General features: G+C 73.1%; 26 protein-coding genes. 8 read left to right on the top strand and 18 right to left on the bottom strand.

What is annotated here, in order from left to right; genetic code table 11:
* Nucleotides 1–28: 28 nt before the first annotated feature.
* From ACQP00_RS29320 to ACQP00_RS29310, 3 genes are all read right to left on the bottom strand, one after another.
* Nucleotides 29–466: a hypothetical protein gene (locus ACQP00_RS29320; protein ID WP_433200744.1), complete on the bottom strand. Its 438-nt coding sequence runs from the start codon at nt 464–466 to the stop codon at nt 29–31.
* A 251-nt stretch (nt 467–717) separates the two neighbouring features.
* On the bottom strand, nt 718–1,518 hold the full coding sequence (locus ACQP00_RS29315; RefSeq protein ID WP_433200741.1) for a hypothetical protein: 801 nt from the start codon (nt 1,516–1,518) through the stop codon (nt 718–720).
* A 57-nt stretch (nt 1,519–1,575) separates the two neighbouring features.
* Nucleotides 1,576–1,977 carry a hypothetical protein gene (locus tag ACQP00_RS29310; RefSeq protein ID WP_433200738.1) on the bottom strand — a complete coding sequence of 134 codons (402 nt, stop codon included), beginning with the start codon at nt 1,975–1,977 and terminating at the stop codon, nt 1,576–1,578.
* A 572-nt stretch (nt 1,978–2,549) separates the two neighbouring features.
* Between ACQP00_RS29310 and ACQP00_RS29305 the strand changes: the two genes are divergently transcribed.
* Nucleotides 2,550–3,089 (top strand): DinB family protein, encoded by a 540-nt coding sequence (locus ACQP00_RS29305; protein WP_433200735.1) that lies wholly within the window; start codon nt 2,550–2,552, stop codon nt 3,087–3,089.
* A 3-nt stretch (nt 3,090–3,092) separates the two neighbouring features.
* On the opposite strand, the gene ACQP00_RS29300 is transcribed toward ACQP00_RS29305, so the two are convergent.
* Nucleotides 3,093–3,806 (bottom strand): esterase family protein, encoded by a 714-nt coding sequence (locus tag ACQP00_RS29300; RefSeq protein ID WP_433200732.1) that lies wholly within the window; start codon nt 3,804–3,806, stop codon nt 3,093–3,095.
* Nucleotides 3,807–3,919: 113 nt separating this feature from the next.
* On the opposite strand from ACQP00_RS29300, the gene ACQP00_RS29295 reads away from it, so the two are divergent.
* A complete protein-coding gene (locus ACQP00_RS29295; protein WP_433200729.1) occupies nt 3,920–4,423 on the top strand; it encodes a deaminase in 504 nt (167 codons plus the stop codon).
* A 22-nt stretch (nt 4,424–4,445) separates the two neighbouring features.
* Here ACQP00_RS29295 and ACQP00_RS29290 read toward each other — a convergent pair whose 3' ends face one another.
* The 3 genes from ACQP00_RS29290 to ACQP00_RS29280 all read right to left on the bottom strand — a co-directional run bounded on the left by ACQP00_RS29290 (nt 4,446) and on the right by ACQP00_RS29280 (nt 6,822).
* Nucleotides 4,446–5,333: an NmrA family NAD(P)-binding protein gene (locus tag ACQP00_RS29290; RefSeq protein ID WP_433200727.1), complete on the bottom strand. Its 888-nt coding sequence runs from the start codon at nt 5,331–5,333 to the stop codon at nt 4,446–4,448.
* A gap of 75 nt (nt 5,334–5,408) precedes the next feature.
* Nucleotides 5,409–5,846, bottom strand: a complete 438-nt coding sequence (locus ACQP00_RS29285; RefSeq protein ID WP_433200724.1) for a MarR family winged helix-turn-helix transcriptional regulator — start codon at nt 5,844–5,846, stop codon at nt 5,409–5,411.
* A gap of 325 nt (nt 5,847–6,171) precedes the next feature.
* Nucleotides 6,172–6,822 (bottom strand): cysteine hydrolase, encoded by a 651-nt coding sequence (locus ACQP00_RS29280; RefSeq protein ID WP_433200721.1) that lies wholly within the window; start codon nt 6,820–6,822, stop codon nt 6,172–6,174.
* A gap of 528 nt (nt 6,823–7,350) precedes the next feature.
* Here ACQP00_RS29280 and ACQP00_RS29275 point away from each other — a divergent pair.
* The 3 genes from ACQP00_RS29275 to ACQP00_RS29265 all read left to right on the top strand — a co-directional run bounded on the left by ACQP00_RS29275 (nt 7,351) and on the right by ACQP00_RS29265 (nt 8,308).
* A complete protein-coding gene (locus tag ACQP00_RS29275; protein WP_433200718.1) occupies nt 7,351–7,587 on the top strand; it encodes a winged helix-turn-helix domain-containing protein in 237 nt (78 codons plus the stop codon).
* Between the two features lie 91 nt (nt 7,588–7,678).
* Nucleotides 7,679–7,945 (top strand): SIMPL domain-containing protein, encoded by a 267-nt coding sequence (locus tag ACQP00_RS29270; protein ID WP_433200715.1) that lies wholly within the window; start codon nt 7,679–7,681, stop codon nt 7,943–7,945.
* A 15-nt stretch (nt 7,946–7,960) separates the two neighbouring features.
* A complete protein-coding gene (locus ACQP00_RS29265) occupies nt 7,961–8,308 on the top strand; it encodes an MmcQ/YjbR family DNA-binding protein (RefSeq protein WP_433200712.1) in 348 nt (115 codons plus the stop codon).
* On the opposite strand, the gene ACQP00_RS29260 is transcribed toward ACQP00_RS29265, so the two are convergent.
* The 4 genes from ACQP00_RS29260 to sigK all read right to left on the bottom strand — a co-directional run bounded on the left by ACQP00_RS29260 (nt 8,292) and on the right by sigK (nt 11,965).
* Nucleotides 8,292–9,776 (bottom strand): molybdopterin-dependent oxidoreductase, encoded by a 1,485-nt coding sequence (locus tag ACQP00_RS29260; protein WP_433200709.1) that lies wholly within the window; start codon nt 9,774–9,776, stop codon nt 8,292–8,294. The genes ACQP00_RS29265 and ACQP00_RS29260 overlap by 17 nt on opposite strands.
* A 40-nt stretch (nt 9,777–9,816) precedes the next feature.
* Nucleotides 9,817–10,458, bottom strand: a complete 642-nt coding sequence (locus ACQP00_RS29255; protein WP_433200706.1) for a fasciclin domain-containing protein — start codon at nt 10,456–10,458, stop codon at nt 9,817–9,819.
* A 209-nt stretch (nt 10,459–10,667) separates the two neighbouring features.
* The gene (locus ACQP00_RS29250) at nt 10,668–11,360 is read right to left on the bottom strand and encodes an anti-sigma factor (RefSeq protein WP_433200703.1); all 693 of its coding nucleotides are present in this window, start codon (nt 11,358–11,360) and stop codon (nt 10,668–10,670) included.
* Nucleotides 11,360–11,965 carry an ECF RNA polymerase sigma factor SigK gene (gene sigK / locus ACQP00_RS29245; RefSeq protein ID WP_433200700.1) on the bottom strand — a complete coding sequence of 202 codons (606 nt, stop codon included), beginning with the start codon at nt 11,963–11,965 and terminating at the stop codon, nt 11,360–11,362. Before sigK ends, ACQP00_RS29250 begins: the two co-directional genes overlap by 1 nt.
* A gap of 184 nt (nt 11,966–12,149) precedes the next feature.
* Between sigK and ACQP00_RS29240 the strand changes: the two genes are divergently transcribed.
* A complete protein-coding gene (locus ACQP00_RS29240; protein WP_433200697.1) occupies nt 12,150–13,280 on the top strand; it encodes a SigB/SigF/SigG family RNA polymerase sigma factor in 1,131 nt (376 codons plus the stop codon).
* A gap of 454 nt (nt 13,281–13,734) precedes the next feature.
* On the opposite strand, the gene ACQP00_RS29235 is transcribed toward ACQP00_RS29240, so the two are convergent.
* The 3 genes from ACQP00_RS29235 to ACQP00_RS29225 all read right to left on the bottom strand — a co-directional run bounded on the left by ACQP00_RS29235 (nt 13,735) and on the right by ACQP00_RS29225 (nt 18,655).
* The gene (locus ACQP00_RS29235; protein ID WP_433200694.1) at nt 13,735–15,204 is read right to left on the bottom strand and encodes a gluconokinase; all 1,470 of its coding nucleotides are present in this window, start codon (nt 15,202–15,204) and stop codon (nt 13,735–13,737) included.
* 89 nt (nt 15,205–15,293) lie between these two features.
* A complete protein-coding gene (locus ACQP00_RS29230) occupies nt 15,294–18,035 on the bottom strand; it encodes a beta-L-arabinofuranosidase domain-containing protein (RefSeq protein ID WP_433200691.1) in 2,742 nt (913 codons plus the stop codon).
* A gap of 218 nt (nt 18,036–18,253) precedes the next feature.
* Complete coding sequence (locus tag ACQP00_RS29225) at nt 18,254–18,655, bottom strand: hypothetical protein (RefSeq protein ID WP_433200688.1); 402 nt, start codon at nt 18,653–18,655, stop codon at nt 18,254–18,256.
* Between the two features lie 81 nt (nt 18,656–18,736).
* On the opposite strand from ACQP00_RS29225, the gene ACQP00_RS29220 reads away from it, so the two are divergent.
* Nucleotides 18,737–19,630, top strand: coding sequence for a LysR family transcriptional regulator (locus ACQP00_RS29220; protein WP_433200685.1), 894 nt, complete (start codon nt 18,737–18,739; stop codon nt 19,628–19,630).
* A 9-nt stretch (nt 19,631–19,639) separates the two neighbouring features.
* Here the strand turns inward: ACQP00_RS29220 and ACQP00_RS29215 are convergent, their stop codons facing one another.
* Together ACQP00_RS29215 and ACQP00_RS29210 are read right to left on the bottom strand one after the other, a co-directional pair.
* Complete coding sequence (locus ACQP00_RS29215) at nt 19,640–21,505, bottom strand: BTAD domain-containing putative transcriptional regulator (protein ID WP_433200682.1); 1,866 nt, start codon at nt 21,503–21,505, stop codon at nt 19,640–19,642.
* Nucleotides 21,506–21,646: 141 nt separating this feature from the next.
* Nucleotides 21,647–23,017 (bottom strand): amidohydrolase family protein, encoded by a 1,371-nt coding sequence (locus ACQP00_RS29210; RefSeq protein ID WP_433200679.1) that lies wholly within the window; start codon nt 23,015–23,017, stop codon nt 21,647–21,649.
* A 177-nt stretch (nt 23,018–23,194) separates the two neighbouring features.
* Between ACQP00_RS29210 and ACQP00_RS29205 the strand changes: the two genes are divergently transcribed.
* Nucleotides 23,195–24,622 carry an FAD-binding oxidoreductase gene (locus tag ACQP00_RS29205; RefSeq protein ID WP_433200676.1) on the top strand — a complete coding sequence of 476 codons (1,428 nt, stop codon included), beginning with the start codon at nt 23,195–23,197 and terminating at the stop codon, nt 24,620–24,622.
* A gap of 37 nt (nt 24,623–24,659) precedes the next feature.
* Here the strand turns inward: ACQP00_RS29205 and ACQP00_RS29200 are convergent, their stop codons facing one another.
* Entirely contained in the window at nt 24,660–25,481 is an 822-nt protein-coding gene (locus ACQP00_RS29200) for a polysaccharide deacetylase family protein (protein ID WP_433200673.1), read from the bottom strand.
* Nucleotides 25,478–26,692: an LCP family protein gene (locus ACQP00_RS29195; RefSeq protein WP_433200670.1), complete on the bottom strand. Its 1,215-nt coding sequence runs from the start codon at nt 26,690–26,692 to the stop codon at nt 25,478–25,480. Before ACQP00_RS29195 ends, ACQP00_RS29200 begins: the two co-directional genes overlap by 4 nt.
* Between the last annotated feature and the right edge of the window lie 4 nt (nt 26,693–26,696).

The raw sequence follows: 26,696 nt of genomic DNA, 5'->3' as shown, positions 1-26,696 counted from the left end.
GACGGCGTTCTGCGAGCGGCCGCCAGGCTCAGGTCGAGGCGCCCTTCGGATGGGCGTTGCGGTTCGGTCCGAGCACGACGAACCAACGGATGCCGCTGTGCGGCCAGGACGCCGCACCGGCATGCAGCCAGAGCCTGTCCGCGTACGGCGCTCCGCCGATCGAGCCGCTGATGTCCGCGACTTTCGTGAAGGCCGACTCGGTGCCGGTCACGCGGCTGCCCGCGGCCACCAGGCGTCCGCCGCCGAGCCGTTCGAGCCGCCCGGTGATCTCACCGGCGGCGTCGTTCTCCGGGTCGGCGAGCCGTTCGAGCCGGTCACGATCACGCGCGTCGAGGGCCGCGAGGTACTCGTCGACCGCCGACTCGGGGCTGCCGGCGCCGGCGGGCGCCCGGCTGACGACGAAGACCACCAGCCCGGCCACCACCACCGCGGCGAGGCCGATCGCGAACTTTAGTCTGCGGCTCATGGCGACGGACCACACCTCCAGGTCACACCGTGCGGAGCGTTGCCCCGCATCCGAATAGCGTAGTCGCGTTGCGCGACCGGGCCGATCCATCGCCCGTGATCAGCGCTTCCGGCCGGGCTCGGCGGGGGAGCGCCGTCCGCCTGGACAAGCACGGGACCGCCACCGGGCACCGTGCACAGCATGCCCGGGCTGCATATCGAGAGCGGACGTGCCGGCGGCTGGGCGTCACGGACTGCGTCACGGAACTGGCGCTACTCCCGGAACGCCAGCCCGGCGGCCTCCATCGCCGCCCGCAGCTGCCGGACGGCGTAGGGCCCGACCCCGTGCAGCGCGAGCAGCTCACCCTCGGTGAGCCCGGCGACCTGCTCGAGCCGCACCACCCCGTGCGCGGTGAGCGCCCGGTTCGCCGCCGCCCCGATCCGCGGCAGCGGAAGCCCCGGCTCCGGTTCGGCCCGCCCGACGCTCGCCCGCGGATGCCCCTCGTGATCGAGCAGCGCGGCGCCGCGCGGCGAGAGCCGGTACCCGATGTCGAGCGACTCGGTCAGCCCCCGCTCCTTGAGCTTGCGCACGTTCTGCTTGAAACTCGCGGTGTCCCGCCCCATCTGCTCCGCGAGGTCAGGCGCCCGCCGGGCCGGCTGCGCGTCGATGAGCAGCAGCGTCGCCCGCGTCCAGGGCCCGCTCGCCGAGGCCCGATCGAGCCGATCGAGCCAGGCGACGAGCGCCTCGATCTCCGCGGCGTCGGGCACCGCCTCGCGCAGCGCGAGCCGCGGGTCGTCACCGGCGTACCGCATCCCGATCCGATACACCGGCCGCTCGGCGTGCACCCGGTCCAGCCCTTCCCGCAGCTTCGCGAGCGACCCGGCCCCGGCCCGGCGCGCGTCCTCGGCCGTCAGCGAACTCACCGCCACCCGGTCCACGGAGGTGATCTCAACCAGCCCGACGGCGGTACGCATCCGGGTGCCGACCTTGACCCGCGGCCGATCCCACCGCCGGAACGCCAGGTCGACCTCGCCGGCCCGGATCGCCGCCAACTCCACGGGACGCATCTGCATGCCGCAAGTCCAACACATCAACACCCCGCCGGGCCGGACTTCCACGCCCGGCGGCGGTCAGGACCAGGGCTGCCGGTCCACGTCCGCGCCGAGGAACGCGGCGCTCGCCCGGCACAGTGCCTCGCCGAAGTGCCGGTCCGAGTCGACGTCGACGGCCAGGACGCGGGCCGCCGTCCGGCCCAGCGCCGAGTACGAAAGACCTTCGAAGCGCCACTGCCGCGCCATGCCGGCCACGTCCTCGGTCACCTCGACGCCCCACGATGCGGCGGTGCGTACCGGGGCGAACACCGGCCGCAGCGCGTCGGCGACGGCTCGGGCGGCCTCGCGGGTGAAGGCCCGCGGCGACGCCGTGGCCTGGGCCAGCAAGCTGCCGTGGGCGAGTTCGTCCACCCGGTGGAACGCTCCGGAGGCCCGCAACGCCGCGCCGCCGCCGAGCCGGTCGGCCAGCTCGCGGGGCACGAGGGTGACCCAGTCGTACCCGCGCAGCGCGGACCGCGCCGGCCCGATCGCTGCTGCGGGTCCCGGTTGAGCGCCGCGTCGAGCCCGGGGTGGTACGGGTCCAGCCGGGCCGGCTCGGCCCCGAACGACACCTGGCCGTAGTCGAGATCCACGGCGCCGTCCACGGCCCGGACCAGCTCGACTGCGGCCGCGAGCACGGCGCCCTCACGCTCGGGCGGAAAGCTCGCGTGGGCGTCCAGCGTCAGCCGCCGGCGACTCACGAAGCGGTGGGCGAACGCACGCACGGTGAACGCGTCGTCCGGGCCGAAGTACCAGGTGCTGTGCAGTGCGTCGGCGTCCTCGGTGAGGCCCCGCTCCCAGTCGTCGACCTGCTGGTCGGCCGCCCACACCGACGCCGGGGGCGGCGCCGAACCGGCGGGCAGGCTCGCGTCCAGCAGCGCGCCGGCCACGGTGTCGTGCCACTACCGCAGCGCCGCGCGGATCGACTCGACGTCCTCGAGGTACAGCCGCACCGTGACACTGTCGGGCGTGGCCTCGTCGAATGTGGTCATCCGTACGGGTATACCGGCGGTGTGTCGAATCCGTTCGTGCAGAGCATGGGCCACAACTTCGAGCAGGCGCTGCGGCTGCTGGAGGCGGCCCTCACCGACTGCCCCGACGAGCTGTGGCAGGCGGACCTCTGGCCTGACGAGGCGCCCACCGCACCCACGCCGCACGGCGGCCTGCACGGCTCGGCACCCTGGTTCCTCGGCTATCACGCGCTCAGCACGCTCGACTACGACCTGGCCGGCGAGTTCGAGCCGTGGGCGCCCCCGCCGCCGTTCGACGACAACACCTACAGCTTCCCCAACCGCGTCTTTTCCAAGCCGGAGCTTCTCTGGTACGTCCAGTACTCCCGCAACCGCGTCCGCCAGTCCCTCGACGGCCTCACCGAGGACCTGGCCGCTCGCCCGCTGCCGGACGCGCATCGATACCGGGGCATGCTGTTCGGCGTCCTCGTCGGGAGCATGCCGCTGCACGTCGTGGAGCATGCCGCCCAGATCCGCCAGTTCCTCACCGCCGCCGGGGTGACCGTGCGGCCCATGCCGGGCGACCGCGGGTACACCGGCTGAACTTCAACAGAAGCGGGGCAGGTGCTTGGCGATCTGCGCCCGCCACGACGGCCAGTCGTGCGGCCACCGTGGACCCCACACGTCGAGCTCGCACGGGATCCCCTTGCCGTGCAGCATGCCGGCCATCCGGCGGGTCTGCTCCAGCGACCCGGTGGTGTCCTCCCACTGGCCCTGGCCGCACACCAGCACCAGCGACAGCCGGGAGCGCAGCCAGTCCAGGTGCGCGCCGTGCAGGCCGGGCACGTAGTCGGCCGGGTTGTTGAAGTACGTCGCGTCGCCGCGCTCGCCCCACGCCGCCCACGAGCCGACGTCGTAGTTGCCGGACAGGCAGATCGCCTGCGGCACCAGGTGGGCGTGGCGCAGGGCCAGGTTCAGCGCGTGGTACGCCCCGAGCGACGAACCGGTCGCGATGATGTCCGGGCCGGTGTCGTCGTGCACGAACGGGACGACCTCGCCGACGATCCAGGCCTCGAACTGCTCGTGCTGCCGCGCCCGCTCCTCGATCGGCAGGTGGCGGGCCGACCACGCGCCGGCGTCGCGGGAGTCGACGCAGTACACCTTGATGCGCCCGGCCTCGATCAGCGGGGCGAGCGCGTGCACCATGCCCCGGTCGGCGTACTCGTGGGCGGTCCCGCCCTCGGACGGGAACACGAGCACGGGCCGGCCCCAGTGCCCGTACTGCACGATCCGGCCCGCCGACAGGTTCACCTCACGCATCCAGCGACCGTACCCGGTGCGCCGTACTGAACAAGGTCAATCGACCGGGCCGCCAGCCCCTCGTGGACGGTCGGAGGTGGCTGGCCGGGTCCGGGACGGGTGAGGATGGACGGGTGACTCCCGAGGAGATCGTCGGCGCCGCCATCGAGGCCGCCGCGGCCGGCCTGAAGGTCGGCGAGCTGCCCATCGGCGCCGTGGTGGTGGCCGGCGACGACGTGGTCGGCTGGGCGTACACCCGCGAACGCGGCCATGGCCGCCGGCTGGTCCACGCCGGCCTGCTGGCCATGATGGAGGCCGACGAGCGGCTCGGCTGGACCGACCACCGGGAGCCGCTGGTGCTCGGCGTCAACCTCGAACCGTGCGTCATGTGCCTCGGCGCGGCCATGGCCCTCGGCGTGCGCCAGGTGTACTTCGGCGTCGAATCCCCGGCCGACGGCGCCGCCGGCGTCGCCGCGACCTGGCAGCCGGGCGCCGGCACCCAGTGGCACCAGCCCCCGGCGGTGCGGGGTGGCATCCGCCGGGCCGACAGCCGCGAGCAGTTCCGCCGGTACACCGCGGCGGCGCCCGACTCGCCGCTTCGCGACTGGGCCCGCACGATCGCCGACCTGCCCGACTGACCGCGTTCGAGCTCCGTGACGTTCAGCGCCGGCCGCTGTCCGCGGGCGCGGTCCAGCCGGAGGAGCGGATCCATGCGGGCAGGTCCCAGACGGCCGGCTCGATCGCCCGCACGGCCGCGAGGTCGGCCGGGTACGTCGCCGCCTGCGCGAACCAGCGGAACATCGCCCGGTCCTCGATGTCGGTGACGGCGCTGAGCGGCAGCGCCTCGTAGCGGGCCGGAAACCCGGCGTGCGCGCCGAACGCGGCGGCGATCTGGGTGCCCGTCAGCTGGTCGGCCACGACCTCGATGGCGCCGCCGGGCACGTCCGCGGCGCCGACCAGGATGGCGGCGGCGACCTGCCCGATGTCCTTGAGCGCGACCAGCTTGAGGCCCACGCCGTCCGGCAGTGGCATCTTCAGCACGAGCTCGCCGTCCTCCACGGTCAGCGGCACGTGCGCGAAACTCTCCATGAAGGCGGTCGGGCGGACCACCGTGGCCCGCAGGCCGGACTGCCGCAGGTACTGCTCGACCCGGCCCTTCGACGCGAAGTGCGCGACGCCCGAGTCGCGCTCGGCCCCGCTGACCGAGTTGAACACGACGTGCGGCACGCGGGCGGCGACCGCCGCGTCGACGAGGGCGGCGCCCAGCCGGACCTCGTCCTCGATCTCCTCCGGGCTGCCGCTGTCCGGGGTCATGAAGGAGAACGCGCCGGCACCGTCCAGCGCGGCGACCTGCGCGGCCGGCTCGTCGATGCGGAAGGCGGCCAGCTCGACGCCGCGGGCGGCCAGCGCCTGCGCCCGGTCGGACTCGGGGGTGCGTACGAGGGCCCGCACCCGCGCTCCGCGGCTCAGCAGTCCGTCGACGACCGCCCCGCCCTGCTGTCCCGTCGCCCCGAAGACCACGATCGTGCCGCTGTTCTGCTGTTGCACAGTGACCACCCTTCATTGGTTCATGGCATGAACCATATTAGTTCACGCCATGAATCAATGCAACGGCCGGTCAGCTCAGGTCGAGGCGGGCCCCTCCACGCCGGACGCGTCCACGAGGGCGGTGACCACGCGTTCGAGGGTCTGCCGGTCGTCGGCGTCCAAGCCGGCCGCGATCTCGGGCAGCCGCTTGGCCGTCTCGGCGAACACCGCCTCGGCGAGCACCTTCCCCGCGGGCGTGACGCCGAGCATGATGACCCGCCGGTCCTGTTCCGAGCTCACCCGGCTGACCAGCTCGCGCCGCTCGGTACGGTCCACGAGCTGGCTCAGCGCGTTCTTGGTCATGCCGAGCGAGGTGGCGAGCCGCGTCATCCGCCCCGGCTCGTCCTTGATCGCGCACAGCAGCGTGGCCTGCATGGGGGTCAGGTCGAGCTCGGCGCAGATCTGCGCGTACCGACGCTGGATCAGGACCGAGAGCCAGAAAAGCTTGTCGCCGTAGTCCACGCCGTCGTCCATGGCCGCCTGCCTCGTCCGGTGCCGGGCCGCCAGTCTACCGCCGGTCCCGGCCGCGGGCCTGACTGCTCAGCCGGTCCGGCTCAGAGGTGCTGGGCGCCGCGGCCGGGCCGGAAGCCGTGCGCCTCGGCCATCCGCGCGGCATCGGCGAATCCGTGCGCCACAGCGGAGGGCGTCGCCGCCCTCCTCGTCGCCGACCGCGGTGTCCCAGGGCCACTCGCTGTGCCCATGGCTGTCGCCCGGCAACGACCCGGCCGCACCCGCATCGGTCCGCATCACCGTCGGAACGCTCCAGCGAGTTCGGCTAGCGCCAGGCGGCCGCCGCCGGTCAGCGGGTCATGGTGTCGACCACCTCGTCGGTGGACAGGACCGCGTGGGCGAGGAACCGGTAGTTGACGAGTGCGGCCTGGTAGCCGTCGCCCCAGTCCGGGTGGCGGGGCCCGGCGGTGGCGTCGCTGGCGACGGCGACCTCGAAGCCCTGCTCGAGCAGTTCACGCAGATGCGACTCGACGCACATGTTGGCGAGCATCCCGCCGAGGATGACGTTGTTGACGCCGCGCTTGCGCAGCTGCAGGACGAGGTCGTTGTTCTGCGGGCCGAAGACCTTGTGCGGGCTGACGACGACCGTCTTGCCGTCCTGGATGTACGGCTTGAACCGGTCCAGCCAGTCTGCCCCGGAGTTCGGGAAGCCGGCCAGTTCGAGCGGTCCGGACCGGTCGAACGTGTGGGTTTCGAGCTCGCCGGATTCGAGCGGACCGTTGAACTGCCAGGCGTGGTCGGCGGGGTAGAAATAGTGGGGTGAGATGAACACCGGAAAGCCGTTGTGCTGCGCGGCCTGGAAGATGCGTTCCATGTTGGCGACGGTGCCGTTCTCCGTCACGCTGGCACCGAGCATCGGCCAGCTGGTGCCGGTCTCGCTCAGGACGTCATTCTGCGGATCCGTGAACACGACCGCGGTATCAGCCTGCCGGAACTCCATCGCGCCGCGCTACCCGTTGTGGGCCGCTGTAATCCTTTGGGCCGGCTACGGCCATCGCGGGAGCTGTCTCGTCAACGATCGCCTGCGCGGTGCTTGAGCTCCATGCTCGAAACCCGGCCCTCGGGATAAGTGGCGGCGGCTGAGGCGATGAATGTCCATCCGACGAACCGTGCCGAAAGCTCCCCGTCCGTCAGGTCCAGGTCCCGCTTCGCTCGGGCCATGAAGGACCGGAGCATCTCGCGCAGATATGGAAGCTGCCGGTCTCGGGTGTACTTGGCAAGCAGGCGAGCCCGGCGATTCGGGCATGGCCACGGAACTGAGCACACCTCGCACTGCCAAGCGGGGCTCCTGAAGGTGTGACGAACGGTCTCGCTCATGCCGCCCCTCCGGCCTCGGACGTGGGGCGGGCGGCACCATGGCTCGCAGGACCTACGCCGCGCCGCCCACCGGTTCTCCAACCTATCTAGATAACCTAGGGAACACAACGTTCCCATAGTTTCTAGGCTGCCTAGAGGACACGATTGACTTGTGGCCGCAATTCCGATGTCCTCGTCGCAGATCGTGGAAGATCTCGCAGAGCGGATCAGGCTGGGCGAGTACCCGCCGGGATCGCAGCTGCCGACGTACGACTCGCTCGCGAATCTTTACAACGTGAGTCCTGCGACCATCGCGATCGTCGTTCGTATCCTGCGGGATCGCGGTCTGGTGGTCGGTGTGCCCGGACGAGGGACCTTCGTCCCCGAGACGCTTCCCGGACAGGCCTGATCGGTCGAGTCGCGGGCCTGGACGGCGTCGAGGCGATGTTGGTCGACATGGTGGCGGCGGGCGCGAACGAGATCAAAGGGCCGACTTCGACGTGACGGCGAAGCGCGAGCTGCGGGCGGCTGCGCGGCAGCAGGCGGTGGCGGCGGCGCGGGTCAAGGCCGAGGTGTACGCAGACGCCGCTGGGGTGCGGCTCGGGGCGGTCCTGCACGTCGAGGACGTCGACGCCGATTCGCCCCATGCGCAGCGGTTCCGCACGCACGCCAGTGCGGCCGCCGAGGCGCTCGCGGCCAATCTGGCGCCCGGCCATGTGATCGTGACGGCGGCGGCGATCGTCGGGTATGCCATCGCGCGCGACTGAGGGAGGTGCACGGACTTGGTCGGCGTCGACGACATCCGGGCGATCACGAGAACCCTGCCGCGCGCCTATGAGGTGGTGGTGCGGGACCGGATCAAGTGGCGGGTCGGGTCGATCGTGTTCGCGGCGTTGTCGCGGGACGAAGTCAGCCTGGGCTTCGGGTACCCGAAGGAAGCCCGGGCCGCGCTCGTCGACGGCGAGCCGGACAAGTTCTTCCTGCCGCCGAGTGGTGACATGCGGTACAACTGGGTCTGTGCCTGGTTGTCCGCCCTCGACCCGGAGGAGCTGGACGAGCTCGTCGTCAACGCCTGGGTCATGACCGTGCCGAAGAAGGTCTGGACGGCCTATCTCACGGGTCGACGGTGACGGTGACGGTGTGCCAGCCGGTGGCGCCGTCGGGGAACGGGGTGGCGCGCTGCTCCGGCTGGACCGCACCCGTGCCGTCGGTGGCCCGGACCCGGACGGTGTGCAGGCCGGGCTGGGCGGTCCAGGAGAGGCGCCACTGCACCCAGGTGTCCTGAGACGGTACCGGCAGCAGTTCGGCCCGGCGCCACGGTCCGGTGTCGACCTGGACCTCGACGGCCGAGATGCCGCGCCCCTGGGCCCAGGCCACGCCGGCGATGGTGGCCGGGCCGGCGGGCAGGTGGGACAGGGCGGCCGGGCGGTCGATGCGGGACGCGGTCTTGACCGGGCCGCGCGGGGCCCAGCCGCGGGCCACCCAGTAGGCGTCGAAGGCGTCGAAGGTGGTCAGTTCGAGCTCGGTGAGCCATTTGCAGGCGCCGGCGTAGCCGTACAGGCCGGGGGTGAGCATCCGGACCGGGAAGCCGTGTTCGAGCGGCAGGGGTTCGCCGTTCATGCCCAGGCACAACAGGACGTCGGGGGTGTCCAGGACGGTGCTCAGCGGGGTGCCGATGGTCATGCCGTCGACGGAGCGGGCCACGACCTGGTCGACGCCGGGCCGGATGCCGGCCTCGCGCAGCAGCGGGGCGAGGGGGACGCCGAGCCAGCGGGCGGTGCCGATGTACGGGCCGCCGACCTCGTTGGAGACGCAGTTGAGGGTGATGTGCCGCTCGGTCAGGGGCCGGTCGAGCAGCTCGGCGAAGGTCAGGTTGCGCGGGCGGTCGACCTGGCCGTGGACGCGCAGCCGCCACCGGGCCAGGTCGATCCGGGGCACGGTGAGGGCGGTGTCGACGCGGTAGAAGTCGCGGTTGGCGGTGATGAAGTCCGGCTGCTGCCCGGCCGGCAGGGGCGCGGCGGGGTCGGCCGGGGCGGGCAGCCGGATCGCGTCGCGGTCGCGGGTGGCGGCACCGCCCCGGGCCCGGCGTACTCCGGCGGCGGTGCCGCCGGCGACGGCGGCGGCCGAGACCAGCCCGGCGGCGATCAGGAACCGGCGACGGTCCACATCGGACGGTGCCGGTCGCGGGTCGAGCAGGATCAGCCCGGCCGCGGTGATCGCTCCGCCGACCACGGACGGGATGAGGTCGGTGGGCACGGCGGCCGGTCGGGACAGGGCGGCCGCGGCCCCGACGCCGGCGAAGAGCGCGGCGCCGGCGAGGCCGTAGGCGCGCCGCCGGGCGGCGAGCAGCCCGACGGCGACGGCCACCGCGGCCAGGGCGACGGCGATGCCGGTGAGCAGGACCGGCTTGTCGGCGGTGCCGAAGGTGCGCACCGCGAACGTCTTGACCGGGGTCGGGGCGGCGTCGATGAGCACCGAGCCGACCGCGACCGCGGGGCCGGCGGCCGGGTTGAGCAGAGCCGCGACGAGTTCGGCGACAGCGACGCCGGTCGCGGCGGCGAGCAGTCCGGACAGGCCGGCCCGTGGAACGTCGTGCACCGGTTTCACCTCCAGCGGGCCGGCCTGCGAACGGATCGGGTCAGCTCTTCGGCATCAGCACGGTGTCGACGATGTACACGGTGGCGTTGGCGGTCTGGACGTTGCCGCACACGACCATCGAGGTGCCGTTGACGGTGAAGCTGGTGCCGGAGCCGGTGACCATGAGGTCGGTGCCCTGCAGGGTCTTGTGGGTGCCGGCCAGCTGCTGCGGGGTGAGCTTGCCGGGCACCACGTGGTAGGTCAGGATCGACGTCAGCGTCTTCGGGTCGGCCATGACCTTGTCCAGGTCGGCCTTCGCGATCTTGCCGAAGGCGTCGTTGGTCGGGGCGAACACGGTCACCGCCGGCGCCGAGTTGAGCGAGTCGACGAGGTTCGCCTGCTTGACCGCGGCGACGAGGGTGGACAGCAGCGGGTTGCCCGAGGCGGCGGTGGCGACGGGGACCTTGGCCATCGCGTCGAAGCTGCCCGGATTGGCCGGATCCGCCGGTACGGCCGCGCAGCCCGGTCCGAACTGCTCGCCGCCCATCGCCGGGGCACTGGACGGCGCCGCCATGGTCGTCGTCGGGGCGGTGGACATGGCCGGTGCGGCGGTGCCGCTGTCGTCGTCGCTGCTGCCGCACGCGGCGAGGGACAGCGCGAGTGCGGCGGAGGCGGCGATGGCGACGAGCTTGGTGCGGTACATGCGTGATCTCCTCAGTTGGGTTCCGTCATCGGGGATTCGGAGCGCCGCGAGGTCCGGATGGGTGGGATTTGCCGGAATCTTCCTCACGTTGCGCCGGTCAGATCTGCGAAGACGACGACGTTGTCGCGGTAGTGGCCGGTGGCGTGGTCGAACTCGCCACCGCCACGTCGACCCGGGACGGCGTGAACGACAGCGCCGCCGGACGGGTGTCAGGTGAGGGGAATCTGGGCCAGCATCGTGCCCTGCGGGGTCGCGACGCCGCCGGCCCGCTCCTCGGTCAGCGCCAGCGCCGCCTGCCCGCGTACGCCGCGCACGACCGTCTGGCCCGCGTTGGCCCCGGCGGCCAGGGTCCCGGCCGGGCGGGCCGTCGCGCCGTCGGTGAGCCACAGCTCGTAGGCGCGCGTCGCGTCGATCGCGGGGGCGGCCGTGACGTACACGACCCCCTCGTCCCGGCCGGCGGAACTGACCAGGGTGACGGTGCCGCCGCCGGGCAGCGCCGCCTGCCGCACCGTCGCGTCCGGAGCGCTCAGCACGAGCTCAACTGACGAGGGCGAAGCGCTCATCTGGTACGTCACGACGCTCGCCCCCGCCGCCAGCACGACCGCGGCCGCTGCCGCCGCGGCGACCGTACGCCAGCGTGGTGTGGCCCGGGCGGCCTGAGCACGCACCGGCGGCCCGTCCTGGCGGGTCCGCGCCACCTGCTCGAGCACTGCCGTGCGCAGCCCGCGCGGCGGCGCCGACCAGGCCCCGTCGGCCAGGTGCGCGGCCGTGGCCCGGAACTCGGCGACGTCGGCCGCACATGCGGCGCAACCGGCGAGGTGCCGCTCGAACGCGACGCGCTCCTGGTCGTCCACCGCGTCGAGCACGTACGCGCCGACGAGGCTGTGGATGTCGTCATGCATCAGGCCACCTCCACGCCCAGGCAGTCACGCAATCGGATGAGGGCATCACGCATCCGGGTCTTGACCGCCGGCAGCCCGATGCTGAGCAGATCGGCCACCTCCCGGTACGAGCGGCCGTCGTAGTAGGCGAGCCGGATCGCCTCGCCCTGCAGTTCGGTCAGCCCGTCCAGACATCGGCGCACCTGCTGCTGCTCCAGCCGGCGGGTGGCGGCCTCCTCGACCTCGTCGTAGGGGGTCTCCACCGCCGCCGCCCCGGCCCGCGCCAGCCGCTCGGCGCCGGCCTGCTCGGACCGGACCCGGTCGACCGCCTTGCGGTGCGCGATGGTGAGCATCCACCCGGCGGCCGTCCCGCGCGCCGGGTCGAACCGGGCCGCGGAGCGCCACACCTCGACCAGGGTCTCCTGAGCCACCTCCTCGGCCTGCGCGGGGTCACGCAGCACGCGGCGGATCAGGCCGTAGACGCGGGCCGCGGTCCGGTCGTACAACCGGCCGAACGCGGCTTCGTCGCCCCGGCCGACCGCGATGAGCAGGTCGTCCTCCGTGCCGTTCGGCGCCGGTCCGGGGACCGGCGACAGATGCGGCCTGCCTTTTGCTGTGCGCGCCATATCTGCGATTCGGGGCCCCGGCCCGGACGGATGGGTGTGACCTGGCTTACCGGGGGTGGAGCGGTGCGGCAACCGGCGGCCGCCCGGCACCTGCGGAATGTCGCACGTTTGTCGGGTTCGGGGCCGGGTACGCGGCTCGTAGGGGTCGCGGTGTCCGCGAGCCGTCGGCCGTGAGGAGACACGCATGGAGCTGTCCTGCACGGCCTCGAGTGACGGTGACCGGCGCCTGCTGCGGTTCGCGGGCGTGCTCGACTTCGCGTCCGCGCCGTACCTGCGCCAGCTGGTGTTCCAGCACCTGGACGCCGGCGCCGCCGAGGTGATCATCGACCTCGCCGGGCTGCGGATGCTCGACGCCGCGTCGATCAAGGTCCTGTTGTACCTGCGGCGGCGCGGCGAGCAGGAGTCCGTCGACGTCCACCTCGCCGGTGTGCGCGGGACGGCCCTGGAGGCGCTGGAGCTCACCGGGGTCGCCAAGCAGCTCGGCGCCTACCGGACGGTCGACTGGCCGCAGGGGCGCCCGGGCGAGGCGGTACCGCTGGAGGAGCTGCGGCACGTCACCGGCCGCTTCCCGCCGCAGGCCACCGAACTCCTCGCCGCGCTGCACGAGCTCGGCCCGGACGACCCGGCCCGCGGCCGGGCCCGGGAGGCCGTCATCGCGGCATGCCTGCCCTGCGCCCACCGGCTCGCCCACCGCTATCACAACACCCGGGAACCGCGCGGCGACCTGGAGCAGGTCGCCGCGCTCGGCCTGGTCAAGGCCGTCGACGGATACGACCCGAACCTGGGCGTCGAGTTCGGCGCCTACGCGACCCCGACCATCGTCGGCGAGCTGAAACGGTACTTCCGCGACCGGACCAGCGCCGTGCGCCTGCCCCGCGCGGTGCAGGAACTGCGGCTCGCCGTCTACCACGCCCGCGACACGCTGCAGCAGACCCTGCACCGCGCGCCGGGCGTGGCCGACCTCGCCGCGCACCTGGGCATCGAGGAGCGACAGATCGCCGACGCGCTCGCCGCCGGCAACGTCGTGGAACCGCTGTCGCTGCAAGCACCGGGCGGCGGCCTGGACGACACCGCCGTCATCCTGGCCGACACCGTCGCCGACGACCGCGACGAATATGACCGCGTGGACCACCGCGAGGCCCTGCGGGTGCACATCGCCCAACTGCCGGCCCGCGAACAGCGGATCCTCGAGCTGCGCTTCTACGGCAACCTGACCCAGAGCGAGATCGCGCACCAGGTGGGCCTCTCGCAGATGCACGTGTCGCGGCTGCTGGCCCACGCGCTGGACTTCCTGCATCGCCGGCTCACCGCCTGAGTTCACGCGCGTCGCCCTCAGCGCGACCGCGGGCCGGTGCTGGCGATGCCGCTGGCCGCAACCCCTCGCGCACGCGGCCGGCCTGCTGCTCGGCTCGGCGTTTGCCGTGCGTACTGGCCGCGGATGGGCCGCGCCGCCTGGGACTGCTCGCCGCAGTGAGGCGCCGGGTCGCGGTGCAGGCCGCCGGGCCTCGGCCGGCCGCGCCGATGCGGGTCGAACGCCGCCCCCGGTGTCACTCAGCGCTGAGGTGGCGCCCGGAGGCGGTACGGATGGCGGGGACGACAACGGCGCCGCCGAGGCGGGCGTGCTCTCACCGCGGCTAAGCCGAGCTCATCGGCCCCGACCGGTTCACCGACGCCATGCGGACCCTGCAAGCGCTTCCAAAGGTGATGGGGCCTGCTCGCCGCCGCGATGATCGCCGGTGGGCTGCGGCCGGTTCGAAGTGCTTCAGCGTTCAGCCGCGCACGAGCGCGTCGTACATCTCGGCGAAGCGGCCGCGCCGGTCGGTGTAGTACTCGGCGTGCGCGGCCTGCGGCTCGTACGTCGCTCCGATCGCCCGCGGTGCCCGGGTGACCTCCGGGGCCAGCGTGTCGAGCGCGAGCAGGGCCGTGCCGTGCTGGGTGGCGCGCGGCCGGGTCACGTGGGTGACCGGGCGGCCCAGCACGTCGGCGAGGATCTGCAGCCACTCGGGCCGGTCGTTGCTGACCCGCCCGGCCGCCGCCACCTCCACGATCCCGGGCGCGGCCGGATACAGTTCGGCGGCGACCCGGGCGTAGGTCATGGCGACGCCCTCGATGATGCCGCGGTGCAGCGCGTCGCCGTCCGTCGCCGCCGACACCCCGCCGAACACGGCGCGGGCGCCGCCGGCCCACCCTGGGGCGCGCTCGCCGGTGAGATACGGCAGCACCAGCGGCGTCGCCCCGCTCGGCGGGGCGCTCAGCACGGCCGCCGGGTCGGGGCCGAGCCGCAGGGTGTCCTGCGCCCAGCTCACGGCCCGGCCGACGTCGTTGATGGCGCCGCCGAGCAGCGTGCGCCGGGCGTCGACCCGGTAGTTCCACAGGCCGGACGGCAGCGGATCGGCCGGTCCGTCCAGCAGCACCCGCAGGGCTCCGCTGGTGGCCGTGGCGGCCGTCAGTACCGTGGAATCGGTTGCTCCTGATCCGAGGTTGCTGGCCAGCCCGTCGGTGATGACCGGGAACCAGGCCGCCTCCGCGAGGGCGGGCCGTTGCGACGCGGCGGGCTCCGGCGTGTCCCGCGGCGCGGTGAGCTGCCCGGCGGTGATCCCGGCGGCGGCCAGCAGCTCGGCGTCGAATTCCCCGGTGCGCCGGTCGAGCAGCCCGGTCCAGGCCGCCGTGGACGTCCCGGCGAGCGGCCGGTCGATGAGCCGCGCCAGCACGTACTCGCCGAGCGACCACCAGCTCGCCGCGGCCCGCACGACGCCGGGCTGCGCGGTGGCGAGCCAGCGCAGGCGCGGCGCGTGATAGCTCGTGTGCAGCCGCGTTCCGGTTCGCTGTTGTACCGCGTGCTCGTCGAGCTCAGCACGCAACGCGCGCACGGCGCCGGCGCTGCGGGAGTCGGCGTAGGTCAGGCACGGGGTGAGCGCCCGCCCGGCGGCGTCGACCGCGATCAGCGAGGCGGCGAAGGTGTCCATGGCGACGCCGGCGATGCGGGTGCCGAGCCGCGACTTGCGGGTCACCGCGTCGAGCACCTGCTCCACTTCCGCGGTGACCTGGTCGGGATCGATGACCGAGGTGCCGTCCGGCGCGGCGGTGAAGGTGTGCGGCACTTTGTGCTGCAGCCCGTGCACTCGCCGGCCGGTCGCGTCGTGCACGCCGCCGCGGGTCGCGGTCGAGCCGATGTCGAGCGCGACGACCAGCGGGTCCCGCGCCGCGTCGAGGGCGACGTCATCGTCGTGGCGGCTCATCGCGGTTCCTTGTCATCGGCGGACGGTGCTGCGCCGACCTTAACCAACCGCGGCCGCACCCGCGCGGCGAAGCACGGGTGCGGCCGGCCTCAGACGAACCGCCACAGGTGGTCGTTGGTGCCGTTGTCGTCCCAGATGAGCACCTGGGCGCCCTGCGCGGTCGACGCGCCGTTCACGCCGAGGACGCGGCCGCCCGCGGATTGGATGCGGAAGTAGCCGTTGGTGCCGTAGCGCAGGCGCCAGCGTCGGTCGGTGGCGCTGGTGTCGGGCAGCTGGACGGCGCGGGTGCCGTTGGCGGTGCCGCCGTTCTCCACGGCGAGGACCTTGCCGCTGTTGGCGTTCTTGAGCCGGAGGTACCCGCCGGAGTCCACCACCGCCGTCCACAGGTGGTCGCTCGTGCCGTTGTCGGCCCACTGCAGGACCAGCGCGCCGTCGGCGGTGGACATGTTCGTGACGCCCAGGACGAGGCCGCTGCCGAGGTTCTGGATGCGGCGGGCGCCGCCGGGCAGGAAGCGCCACAGGTTGTCGGCGCTGCCGTCGTCGGGGGCCTGCACCGCCTGCGCGCCGCTCGCGGTGGAGTTGCCGGTGATGCCGAGGACCTTGGCGCTGTTGGCGTTGCGCAGTTTGTGGGTACCGTCGCCGTTGTCCACGATGGACCAGCGGTGGTCGGCGGTGCCGTTGTCGGTCCACTGCAGCACGGCCGCGTTGTCGGCGGTCGACATCCCGTTGACGCCGAGGACCTTGCCGCTGTTGGCGTTGCGCAGGCGCACGGCGCTGCCGTCGGTGACGAGTTCCCAGTCGTGGTCGGCGGTGCCGCTGTCGGCCCACTGCAGGGCGAGCCCGCCGTCGGCGGTGGACATGTTCTGGATGCCCAGCACCAGGCCGCTGGCCGCGTTGGCGAGGCGGAAGGTCGCGGTGCCCGTGCCGCCGCCCTGCCCGTTGGCGCTCCAGTAGACGGTGTAGTTGAAGCCCTGCGCGTCGTGGAACGGGCCCAGGCCGACCGTGGTGTTGTTGGCGGTGGCGGTGAACGCCAGCGATGTGGTGCTGGTGCGGGTCACCGAGGCGGTGTTCAGCGCCGGCAGCGCGGACAGGGCCGTGCTGCCGTAGTTGCCGGCCAGCACGACCGGGCCGTAGGTGAGCGCGACGACGTTGGCGTTGTCGTTCGCGGGCCGGGCCACCACGGCCATCGGCAGCCGGACCGTGACGGCGTCGCCGGACGTCCAGGTGCGGGTCAGCGCCGCGTACGTGCCGGGCGTGGTCGCGATCGACTGGACGGTGCCGTTGACGGCGATCGTCGCGCCGGTGGCCCAGGCCGGGATGCGGATGCGCATGGTCCAGGAACTGGCGACGCTGCCGGTGACGGTCAGGGTCGTGGTGTCGCCGGCCGGGTAGGTCGTGGCCTGGGTGACGGTGATGCCGCGGGATGTCCAGGTGAGCACCGAGGGGGTGAACAGGTTCACGGTCAGCGTGGTGTCGTTGTAGAAGTAGATGGAGTCGATCAGCTTCGTGTTGATCTCCACGCCGGTGCCCTGGCAGCACCAGAAGGAGTTGTAGTCGGTACTCCAGGTGCCACCGCCCCAGGCCGGCCCGACGCCGCGCCGGCCGCCGGGCTTCAGCGGCGTGAAGTAGGTGATGTGGCCGTGGCTGTCGGCCGGGTTCTGGGCGCCGATGACGTGGTTGAGCAGGGCGCGCTCGTAGAAGTCGAAGTACGCCGCGTTGTCCGGGTACAGCAGCCACAGCTCGCGCGAAAGTTTCAGCATGTTGTAGCTGTTGCAGTGCTCGCAGGTGTCGTTGGTCAGGTACCCCGCGATGGCGTTCGGCGCGCGGAAGTGCTCGGCCTGGCTGTTGCCGCCGATGACGTACGAGTGCGCGCCGACCGTCATCGCCCAGGCGTTGACGGCGATGTCGCGGTAGCGGGTGGTGCCCGTCGCCTTGTACTCGCGGGCCGCGCCGATCCACTTCGGCACCTGGGTGTTGGCGTGCAATCCGTTGAGCTGATCCGAGTTGGAGGCGAGCGGGTTGAAGACCGCCGCGTGGTCGAAGCGCTGCGCGGCGGTGAGCCAGCGGGCGTCGCCGGTCTGCTGGTACACGTCGGTGAGGACCGCGTTCATGCCGCCGAACTCGGTGCCGAGCACGGACTGCATCTGGCTCCCGCTGAGCCGTCCGGTGCGCCAGTCCACCCAGCCGCACAGGGCCAGGAGCACGTCACGGGCCTGGGTGCTGCCGATGAGCCGCCACGCGTCGAGCAGGCCGGCGAGGGTCTTGTGGATGCAGTACCAGGGGACGTTGCCGTTGGAGAGGCCACCGGATTCCAGGGCGGTGAAGTCCGACTCGGGGAAGCCCGACAGGTAGCCGGAGCTGAATCCGGCGGCGGCGTTGTTGGCCTGGCAGGCGGCCATCCCGGCGACCATCGCGGTGGCCTTGTCGCGGCAGGTGGTGTCGCCGAGCACGGCATAGGCCTGCGCCCAGGCGGTGAGCAGGTGGCCCTGCATGTGCGTGCGGAACGGGAACGACGGCGCGTCCCATCCGCCGGTCGCCGCGGCACCGCCCGTCGACACGCGGTGGTTGGCCCGGAAGTTGTACAGCATGCGGTTCACGTCCAGGTACCGCAGGTACGACAGCGTCCGGTTCTGGTTGTCCAGCCATCGTCCCGAGCTCAGCTGGACCTGCCCGAGGTCGAAGGCGTAGGCGCCGACACCGATGTCGGACCGGGCCGGCGCGACGGCGGCCTCGGCCCCGCCGGCGGCGAGCAGCGGCGCGGCGGCGGTCGCGACGGCGGCGGCACCGGTCGTCTGCAGCAGGCCGCGGCGGGAGAGTCTGGGTGAGGACATGAGGCGGCGTTCCTTTCACCGGGCGCAGCGGTGCCGGAGCGGAGGCAAGCCGGCGGAGCTTGCCCGGGACCGCGCGAAGTGAGCGCTAACATAGCAGCACCCAATGCCAGAAGTCGATGCGTGCGACCCGGGACGAAAACGGTTATGGGCGACGGCTCGGTGAGGTCTGGGCCGGCCGTGAGCGCTCACACGGTCGCGTGGGTGCGCCGCGCCGAGGCTCAGCGGGTGGCGGCCCGAATGCCGGCGATCAGCACGGCGACCAAGAGCCCGAGCAGGAGAACCACCAGGACGACGGCACCGAGCAGGAGCACCAGCACCAGGGTCAGCACCACAGCGATCTTCAGCTCGGTGCTCATCCCCGCCCAGGCACCCTTGATCGCGGCCCGGAACGGATGCTTGCCCAGCAGCTTGGCTCGCAGCCCCTCGAAGACCGCTCGCGTGGCCGGCCCCCGGCGTGCCACGTAATCGTTGAGACCGTCGGTCCAGTCCCGCAGCGTTCGTGACGCTTTCGCGGCGGCGTACCGCAGCGCCGCCGCTCGCAGGTCACGGAGCGCGGGTGCGAGGCTCGAAGCCACGTCGGCCCTCTTCGTTGCGCCGCTGTCGGTGCGAACTGTCGTCATGTCGCGGTCTCCTCAGCAAGCCTTTCCATCCTATCGACTGCGCCGGCCGCGCCGGCCCGGCGTGCTCGCGATAATGGCCGGATGGACCTGCGCCAGCTCGAGTACTTCGTCGCCGTCGCCGAGGAACGCAGCTTCACCAAGGGCGCCCGGCGGGTGCGGATCGTCCAGTCGGCCGTCTCGGCGGCGGTCCAGAAACTCGAGCGCGGCCTCGGTGCGGAACTGTTCGATCGCGGCGGCCCGCAGATCGAGCTCACCGACGCCGGCGCCGCGCTGCTGCCGGAGGCCCAGGCGATGCTCGCCGGCGCCCAGCGCGCCCGTGACGCCGTCGCTCAGGCCGGCGGCGGTCTGCGGGGCACCGTGACCGTCGGCGCGCTGTTGTCCATCATGCCGATCGACATCCCCGCGATTCTCGGCCGGTTCCATGTCGCGCATCCCGATGTCACGGTCCGGCTGCGGACCTCGGCCACCGGCACCGGCGGCCTCGTCGAGGCGATCGCCGACGGCATCCTCGACGTCGCGGTGGTCGCCACCATGGAGGCGGTCGCGGGGGTCCGCCTGCAGCACATCGCCGACGACTCGCTGCAGCTCGTCGTCCCGGCCGGTCACCCCCTGGCCCACGCCGGGCGAGTCAGGCTCCGGCAGCTCGAGGGGGAGCCGTTCATCGATTTTCCCACCGGCTGGGGCAACCGCACCGTCGCCGACCGGGCGTTCAGCGCGGCCGGAGTGTCGCGCGACGTCCGGTTTGAGGCGGCCGACGGCGGGCTTGCGGTCGGTCTCGTCCGCAACGGGCTGGGGATGGTCTTCCTGCCCAGTTCCGTGCGGGCCGAGTTCGGCGGCCTGCACACGGTCGAGATCGACGACGCGTCGCTCAACCTGCCGATCGCGCTGGCGACGCCGAGCGTGCGCACCCTGTCACCGGCCGCGTCGACGCTGGTCAACGATATCCGCCGCAGCGCGCCGGCCCTGCGGACCTGAGCGCCCCGTTCAGCGGCGCCCGGCCGGGCGCACGCCGGGCCGCCCGCGCAGTGCGGCCCGGCTGCGAAGCCGGCTCGGACGGCGGGCCGGCCGGTCGGCTGGGTCCGCGCCGGTCCGGGCGGTCACCGGCCGCCGGGCGAAGGCGCGCACGTAGGCGTCGAGCCGGTAGCGGCCCGGCGTGTCCGCGTGCTGCAGGAGGAACACCTCGACGAGGGCCTCCAGGGCGTTCCACGCCTGGTGCTCGGGCAGGTCCAGCAGGTCCGCGACGTCGGGCGCGGTGACCTCGGACCGGCCCGCGGCCGCCGCGGCGTGCAGCACCGCGGCCTGCAGCGGGCTCAGCCGGGCCCGGGTACGCAGCAGCGGCGCGTCGGCGGCCACACAGTCGTGGTGCAGCGGCCCGTGCCGGTCGTCGGCCTCCTGGGTGAGTCGCTCGGCGACCTCGGCGACGGTCAGCTGCTGCCGCTGGCGCAGCCGCTCGCCGATCAGCCGCAGCGGCAGCGGGTATCCGGCGCTCAGCGAGACCAGCCGGGCGATCGCGTCCGGTTCGAGGCCGGCGCGCTGCGGGCCGATCAGCCGGCGCAGCATCGTGCCGGCCTCGCCGGGCCGCAGCGGGCCGAGGCGCACCCAGGTGGTGTCGGCGGCCTCCAGCAGCTGGCGGGTGGCGGTGAACAGGATCGCGCCGTCGGGCAGGGCCCGGCGCAGCGCGCCGACCTGCCGGTGGTCCTCGACGTTGTCGAGCACGGCCAGGACGCGCCGCCCGTGCAGCGTGTCGCGCAGCCGCTGCGCGCGGCCGCACACCGAGGTGGGCAGGGCGTCATCGGCACCGAAGGTGGCCAGCCAGGTGGCCAGGATCTCGGCCTCGCCGGCGGCGCCGGCCAGATCGGCGTAGAGCAGCCCGCCGGGGTAGCCGGCGGACAGCGCCTGCGCGGCCCGGACGGCCAGGGCGGTCCGGCCGGTGCCGCTCAGCCCGGCGATGCCGACGACCGGCTCGGTCCGGGCCCGCAGCGCCTCGGTGATCAGGGCCAGCTCGGCGGTGCGGCCGACGAAGTCGGGCAGGTCGGCCGGGAGCTGCACCGGGCCGGCGGCCCGCGTGCCGACGCCGGCGAGCAGGTCCGGGTCGGCGCCGAGGATGCGCTGGTGCATGTGCTGCAGCGCGGGCCCGGGCTCGAGGCCCGCCTCGTCGCGCAGCCGGCGGCGGCCCTGCCGGTAGGCGGCCAGCGCGTCGGCCTGCCGCCCGGCCCGGTACAGCGCCAGCATGTACAGCTCGCGGAAGCCCTCCCGCAACGGGTACTGGCCGACCAGCGCGGCCAGTTCGGTGAGTCGCTCCGGGTCACCGTCCGCCGCCCCGGCCAGCTGCGCCGCGAAATGGGTCTCCACGGCCGCCAGGCGCACCTCGGCGAGCCTGGTGCGCTGCCGGGCGGCGTACTCACCCGGAATGCCGGACAGGGCCGTCCCGGGCCACTGCTCGAGGGCCTCGCGCAGCGCGGCCGCCGCCGCCGCGCCCGAACCCGCGCGCAGCAGCGCCTGCCCCCGGGCCACCTGTCGGCGGAACACGGCCAGGTCCAGTGCGTCGGGTCCGAGCCGCAGGGCGTAGCCGCCGCCGACCGAGACGAGGGCGTCGCCGACGATCCGGCGCAGCCGCGACAGATAGGTGCGTGCGGTGCCCACCGCCGCCGGTGGCGGGTCACGGTGCCACAGCGCGTCGACCAGCTCGTCGATCAAGGCGGGGGTACCTTCGCGCAGCAGCAACGCCACCAGCAGCGCCTGCTGCTGCGGTGAGCCGAGCTGCAGTTCGGCGCCGTCCCGCCAGCCGCGCACGACACCGAGGACGGTGAACCGCAGTGGCGGGCCTGGATGATCGAGTGCGATGTCCACCGGGCCAGCATGCGGACGCCGCGCGGTCGCCGCCAACGCAACATCGCGCTGACCCCCATAGCCAACGGCGATGCGCCCAGCTCACACGGCACCCGGTGGCGATCGCCGGATCGGGGGATCGCCACCGGGCCCGGTCCGCCGTCAGCGGCCGACGGCGACCGGGGCGGCACCGGCGGGTACGCCGGCCGCGGCGAACAGCCGGTCGCGCGAACGCTCCGCCCGCTGCCGGGCCGCGGCCGCGTCCTGGCGCACCAGGCGGCCGTAGCGCTTGCGGAACTCGCCGGCGACGAGCACGCCGTCGACGTCGCGGACGTCGCTGAACACCACGGCGGCCGGCGCGTTGTTGAGCATGCCGAACGGCGAACCGGCCACGTCGAGCAGGACGATGTCGGCCTGCTTGCCCGGCGTCAGCGAGCCGACGCGGTCCTCGAGGCCGAGGGTGCGGGCGCCCTCGATGGTCGCGAACTCGATAGCGTCCCGGGCGGTGAGCAGCTGCGCGGGGGAGGGCTCGCCCCGGTCGAGGTACACCTGATGCACCCGGCCGCGTTCGGCCTCCAGCATGCCGCGCATCTCGGCGAACATGCTGCCGGTCACCCCGCAGACCACGTCGACCGACAGGGCCGGGCGGATACCGGCGGCGAGCAGGCGGCCGGTCGCGGGCGCGCCGTGACCCATGAGCTGCTCCACCCGGGCGGAGACGGACGCGTGAGCGCCGCTGGCCGCGATGAGCTTCAGCTCGTCGTCGGTGCAGGTGTTGCAGTGCAGGAAGATGAGGTCGTCGCCGAGCAGCCCGTGAGTGTGCAGCTGGGTCACCCCGCGCTGCAGGCCCATCAGGCCCAGGCCGATGTGCATCGAGGAGCGCACGTCGAGGTCCCGGGCCAGCGCGAGGTCGTCGGCCGTCGCGCCGATGGTCGCCAGCTCCGGGCCGCGGACGGCCAGCGCCAGCGTCAGCAGCTGGTCCTTCGAGGAGAAGTCCCGCGCCGCGAGCCGACGGACGTCCTGCGGGTGGCGGCGGTCGCTGTTGTAGTACCAGGTCGGCTCGTCGGTTGGGATGCTGTGGCCGAAGACCGCTCGGATGCCCGAATCCCGCAACGCGGCCACCGCGGCATCGGCGTGCTCCGGGGTGTTGAGGATGTGCGACCAGTCGAAGATGGTCGTCACTCCGGAGTCCAGGGCCTCCAGCGCGCCGAAGTGGGTGCCGATGTGCACGTCCTGCGGGGTGAAGACCGGCGAGAAACCGCCGATCACCCGCTCGAAGTAGTCCGCGAGGGTCCAGTCGACCGCGATCTGCCGGAGCGCGCTCTGCCACAGGTGGCGGTGGGTGTCGACCAGGCCCGGCATGACGATCTTCCCGGTGGCGTCGACCACCTCGGCGTCGACGCCGTCCAGGTCGGGCGCCACGGCGACGATCCGCTCGTCCTCGATCAGCACGTCACCGGACGGCAGGTCACCGATCGTGGCATCGACCGAGACGACCGTACCGCCGCGGATGAGCTTCCGTGAGGCTGTCATGTCCGTACTCCCTCAGCTGGTTGTCGTGCCGGATCACCCGGCTCACGCATCGATGGCAGCACCGGCCCGTCGACGCCCGGTCGGCATCCGGTCAACGCGGGCCGATGCGTTGACCAGGTGTCAACGGCACGTCCACGGCCGCGGGCTCGACTGGTGGCGCCGGGCGAATCACCCGGCATGCAGAGCAGCGATCAGGAGTGGAACACCATGACAGACCCGAAGAATCCGGCGGTCGAGCTCGGCGCACTGGCCGAGCAGGTGCGCGGACCGGTGCTGACGCCGGACGACGCCGGCTACGCGGATGAGACGACCACGTGGAATCTCGCGGTGCCGCAGCGCCCGTCCGTCGTCGTCGGGGCCGCCGGCGACCTGGACGTGCAGGCGGCGGTCCGGTTCGCGGCCCGGCACGACCTTCCGGTCGCCGTCGTGGCGACGGGGCACGGCGCGGTCCACCACGCCGACGGCGGGCTGCTCATCAACACCCGCCGGATGCGCGGGATCACCATCGACGCCGCTCGACGGGCGGCCCGCGTGGAGGCCGGCGTCGAATGGCAGGAGGTGCTCGACGCCGCGGCGGCCCACGGCCTCGCCCCGCTGGCGGGCTCCTCGCCCAACGTCGGCGTCGTCGGCTACACGCTCGGCGGCGGCCTCAGCCCCGCGCTGGGCCGGACGTACGGGTTCGCCGCCGACCACGTCACCGCGATCGAGCTCGTGACCGCCGACGGCGTCCTGCGGCGCGCCGATGCCGACCACGAGCCCGAGCTGTTCTGGGCACTGCGCGGCGGCAAAGGCAACTTCGGCGTCGTGACGGCGCTCGAGTTCGACCTCATGCCCGTCAGCCGGCTGTACGGCGGCGGCCTGTACTTCTCCGCTGAGCACGTCGAGCCGGTCCTCGCGGAGTACCGCCGCCTGGTCGCCGACGCCCCGGACGAGCTGACCCTCTCCTTCGCCTTCCTGCGGCTGCCACCGCTGCCGTTCCTGCCCGAGCCGCTGCAGGGCCGGTTCTCCCTGCACGTCCGGGTCGCCTATCTCGGTACGGCCGAAGAAGGTGAGCGGCTCATCGCCGGGCTGCGGGCGATCGGGCCGAGGCTGCTGGACACGGTGGCGGAGATGCCGTTCACCGCCATCGCCGGGATCCACGCCGACCCCGTCGATCCGCTGCCGGTCCACGAGCGCGGCGTGCAGTTGCGGGACCTGCCGGCCGAGGCGGTCGCGGTGCTCGTCGCGCTCGCCGGTCCGCAGGCCGACCTTCCGGTGCTGATGGTCGAGGTCCGGCAGCTCGGCGGCGCGCTCGGCGTGGACCCGAAGGTCCCGAACGCCGTCGGCCACCGCGAGGCGCGGTTCAACCTGTTCGCGGCCACCCCCGGCGGGCCACCGGAGGCGGAGCTGTTCCACACGGCGATCGGGCGCGTCACCGCCGCGCTCGCACCGTGGGCGACGGGCGGGGCCCTGCTGAACTTCCTGACCGCCTCCGACGACACACCGCAGCTCGTCGCCACGGCCTTCGAGCCGGCCACGTATGAGCGGCTGCGCATAGTGAAGCGGGCGTACGACCCGGCGAACATGTTCCGCCTCAACCACAACATCGCCCCGTCGGAGGCCTGACAGGGTCCGGTGCTGCCGTCGACCCAGGCCGCGGCACTCAGGGCTGGACGAAGGTGTACCCGGCGTCGCGCAGTTTGGGCAGCGTCACGCCCAGCGCGGTCAAGGTCTGCTCCCGGTTGCCGCCGCCGTCGTGCTCCAGAATGATCGCGCCCGGGTGGGTCTGGGTCATGATCGTGGTCACGATGTGCTGCACGCCCGGCCGGCTCCAGTCGCGCGGATCCACGCTCCAGTCCAGCGGCCGCAGCCCCAGCGATCCGCACTGCTGCAGCACCGTCGGCGACCAGGCTCCGCCGGGCGCGCGGAACAGTGTCGGCCGGTACCCGCCGGCCGCCGTACTGATGGCGTCGGAGGCCCGTGCGATCTCCGCGTGCACCGCGTTCGCCGCCAGCTTGGCGATGTTCAGGGGATGGTCGTAGGTGTGGTTCGCGATGTGGTGGCCGCCGTCGAGGACCCGCTTCACGAGGTCCGGGTGGGCGGCGGCGCTGCGGCCGATCATGCAGAACGTCGCCCGGATCTGCAGCCGGGCGAGCAGAGCCAGCATCTTCGGGGTGTACGCCGGGTCGGGTCCGTCGTCCACGGTCAGGGCGATGTCGGTGCCGTGGCAGGGCAGATAGTGCTGCGGGCCGCCGGGCTGCTGGACGACGCCGTGGTTGGCCGGGCAGGTGCCAGCGGTCGGGGGGTTCGCGGGCGGTACGACCAGGGCGCTGCCGGTCGGCTCCGGGCCGGCGCTGTCGCCCGGGTGGGAGTCACCGGGGATGTCACCGCCGTGCCAGGCCGGGCGGTCGGTGCCGCATCCGGCCAGCAGCGCGGCGCCGCCCAGGGCGAGCAACAGCGACCGGCGGGGGATCGGGGCGCTCATCCGCGGCTCCCGCCGGCCGTGGTGTCGACCAGGTCCGGGTGGGCGGCGACGAACGCGGCGACCTGGTCCTGGGCGATGGCGGCGAGCAGCTGCTCGGTGGCGGTGTCGAGGATCTCGTAGGACTGGCCGTTGACGACCTCGGTGTTGAACCGGCCGCCGTTCGTCTTCACGGTGACCACGCTGCCGGGGTCGATGCCGTGCAGGGTGAAGATCCAGTCGGCGAGCGAGACGTCGTTGTTGTAGAACGACACCGCCTTGCCGACCGAGTCGAGGATCTGCGCGACCTTGTGCGGGTCGGTGATGACCCCGCTGCTGGACGCCTTGGTGAGCAGAGCCTTGAGGAACTGCTGCTGATGACGCTGGCGGCCGTAGTCGCCGTCGTTGTCAGCGAGCTTGTCGCGCTGCCGGACGTAGTCCAGCGCCTGCCAGGCGGCCATGTCGGAGCAGCCGACCTCGTAGACCTGGGGCCGCATGTTCGGCTTCAGGGTCGTGGGGATGCCGTCGGGCGTGAAGTTGTACGGCTCGCCCTCCTGGCCGGTGCGGGTGTTCCAGCCGATGTGGATGGACGTGGTGCGCTCGTCCACGCACAGGTGCACGCCGCCGAGGGCGGTGACCAGACCCTGGAAGCCGTCGAAGTTGACGATCGCCGCGCCGTTGAACTTCAGCCCGCCGGCGAGGCTGCTCACCGTCTCGGCCAGCAGGGTCAGGCCCTCGTCGCGGCCGCCGCCGCGCTGGTAGCCGAACTCGAAGGCCGCGTTGACCTTGTCGGTGCCGCCGCGGTACCCACTGATCCGGTCCGGTGGAATTGCCACCCGGGTGTCGCGCGGGATGCTGGTCAGATAGACCTGGTCGTGGCTCGCCGGGATGTGCGCGATGATGATCGAGTCGGCGCGGGCACCCATCGCCGCGTTGCCGGTCCGTTCGTCGATGCCGACGAGGAGCAGGTTGAGCGGCCCGTCGATGCTGTGGCCGGCCGCGGCGGCGTCGCCGAGGCCGCCGGGGTGGGTGATCTGGGCGCTGTAGTGGGCCAGCACCAGGTCGCCGCCGATCAGGGAGCCGGCGCTGCCCAGCACCAGCAGCGCACCGACGACCAGGCACAGCCGGGCCCAGCGGGGGCTGCGGTCGCTGACGCCGATGACGTGTCTCCTCCCGGGCGGTGTACGTGCAGCATCAGCGGTACCGGCGGCCGGCACGACCGCGCTGAACCGCACTTCC

Source organism: Dactylosporangium sp. CS-047395, assembly GCF_050942185.1.
Taxonomy (GTDB): Bacteria; Actinomycetota; Actinomycetes; order Mycobacteriales; family Micromonosporaceae; genus Dactylosporangium.
This window is presented reverse-complemented; position numbering and strand designations above follow the sequence as displayed.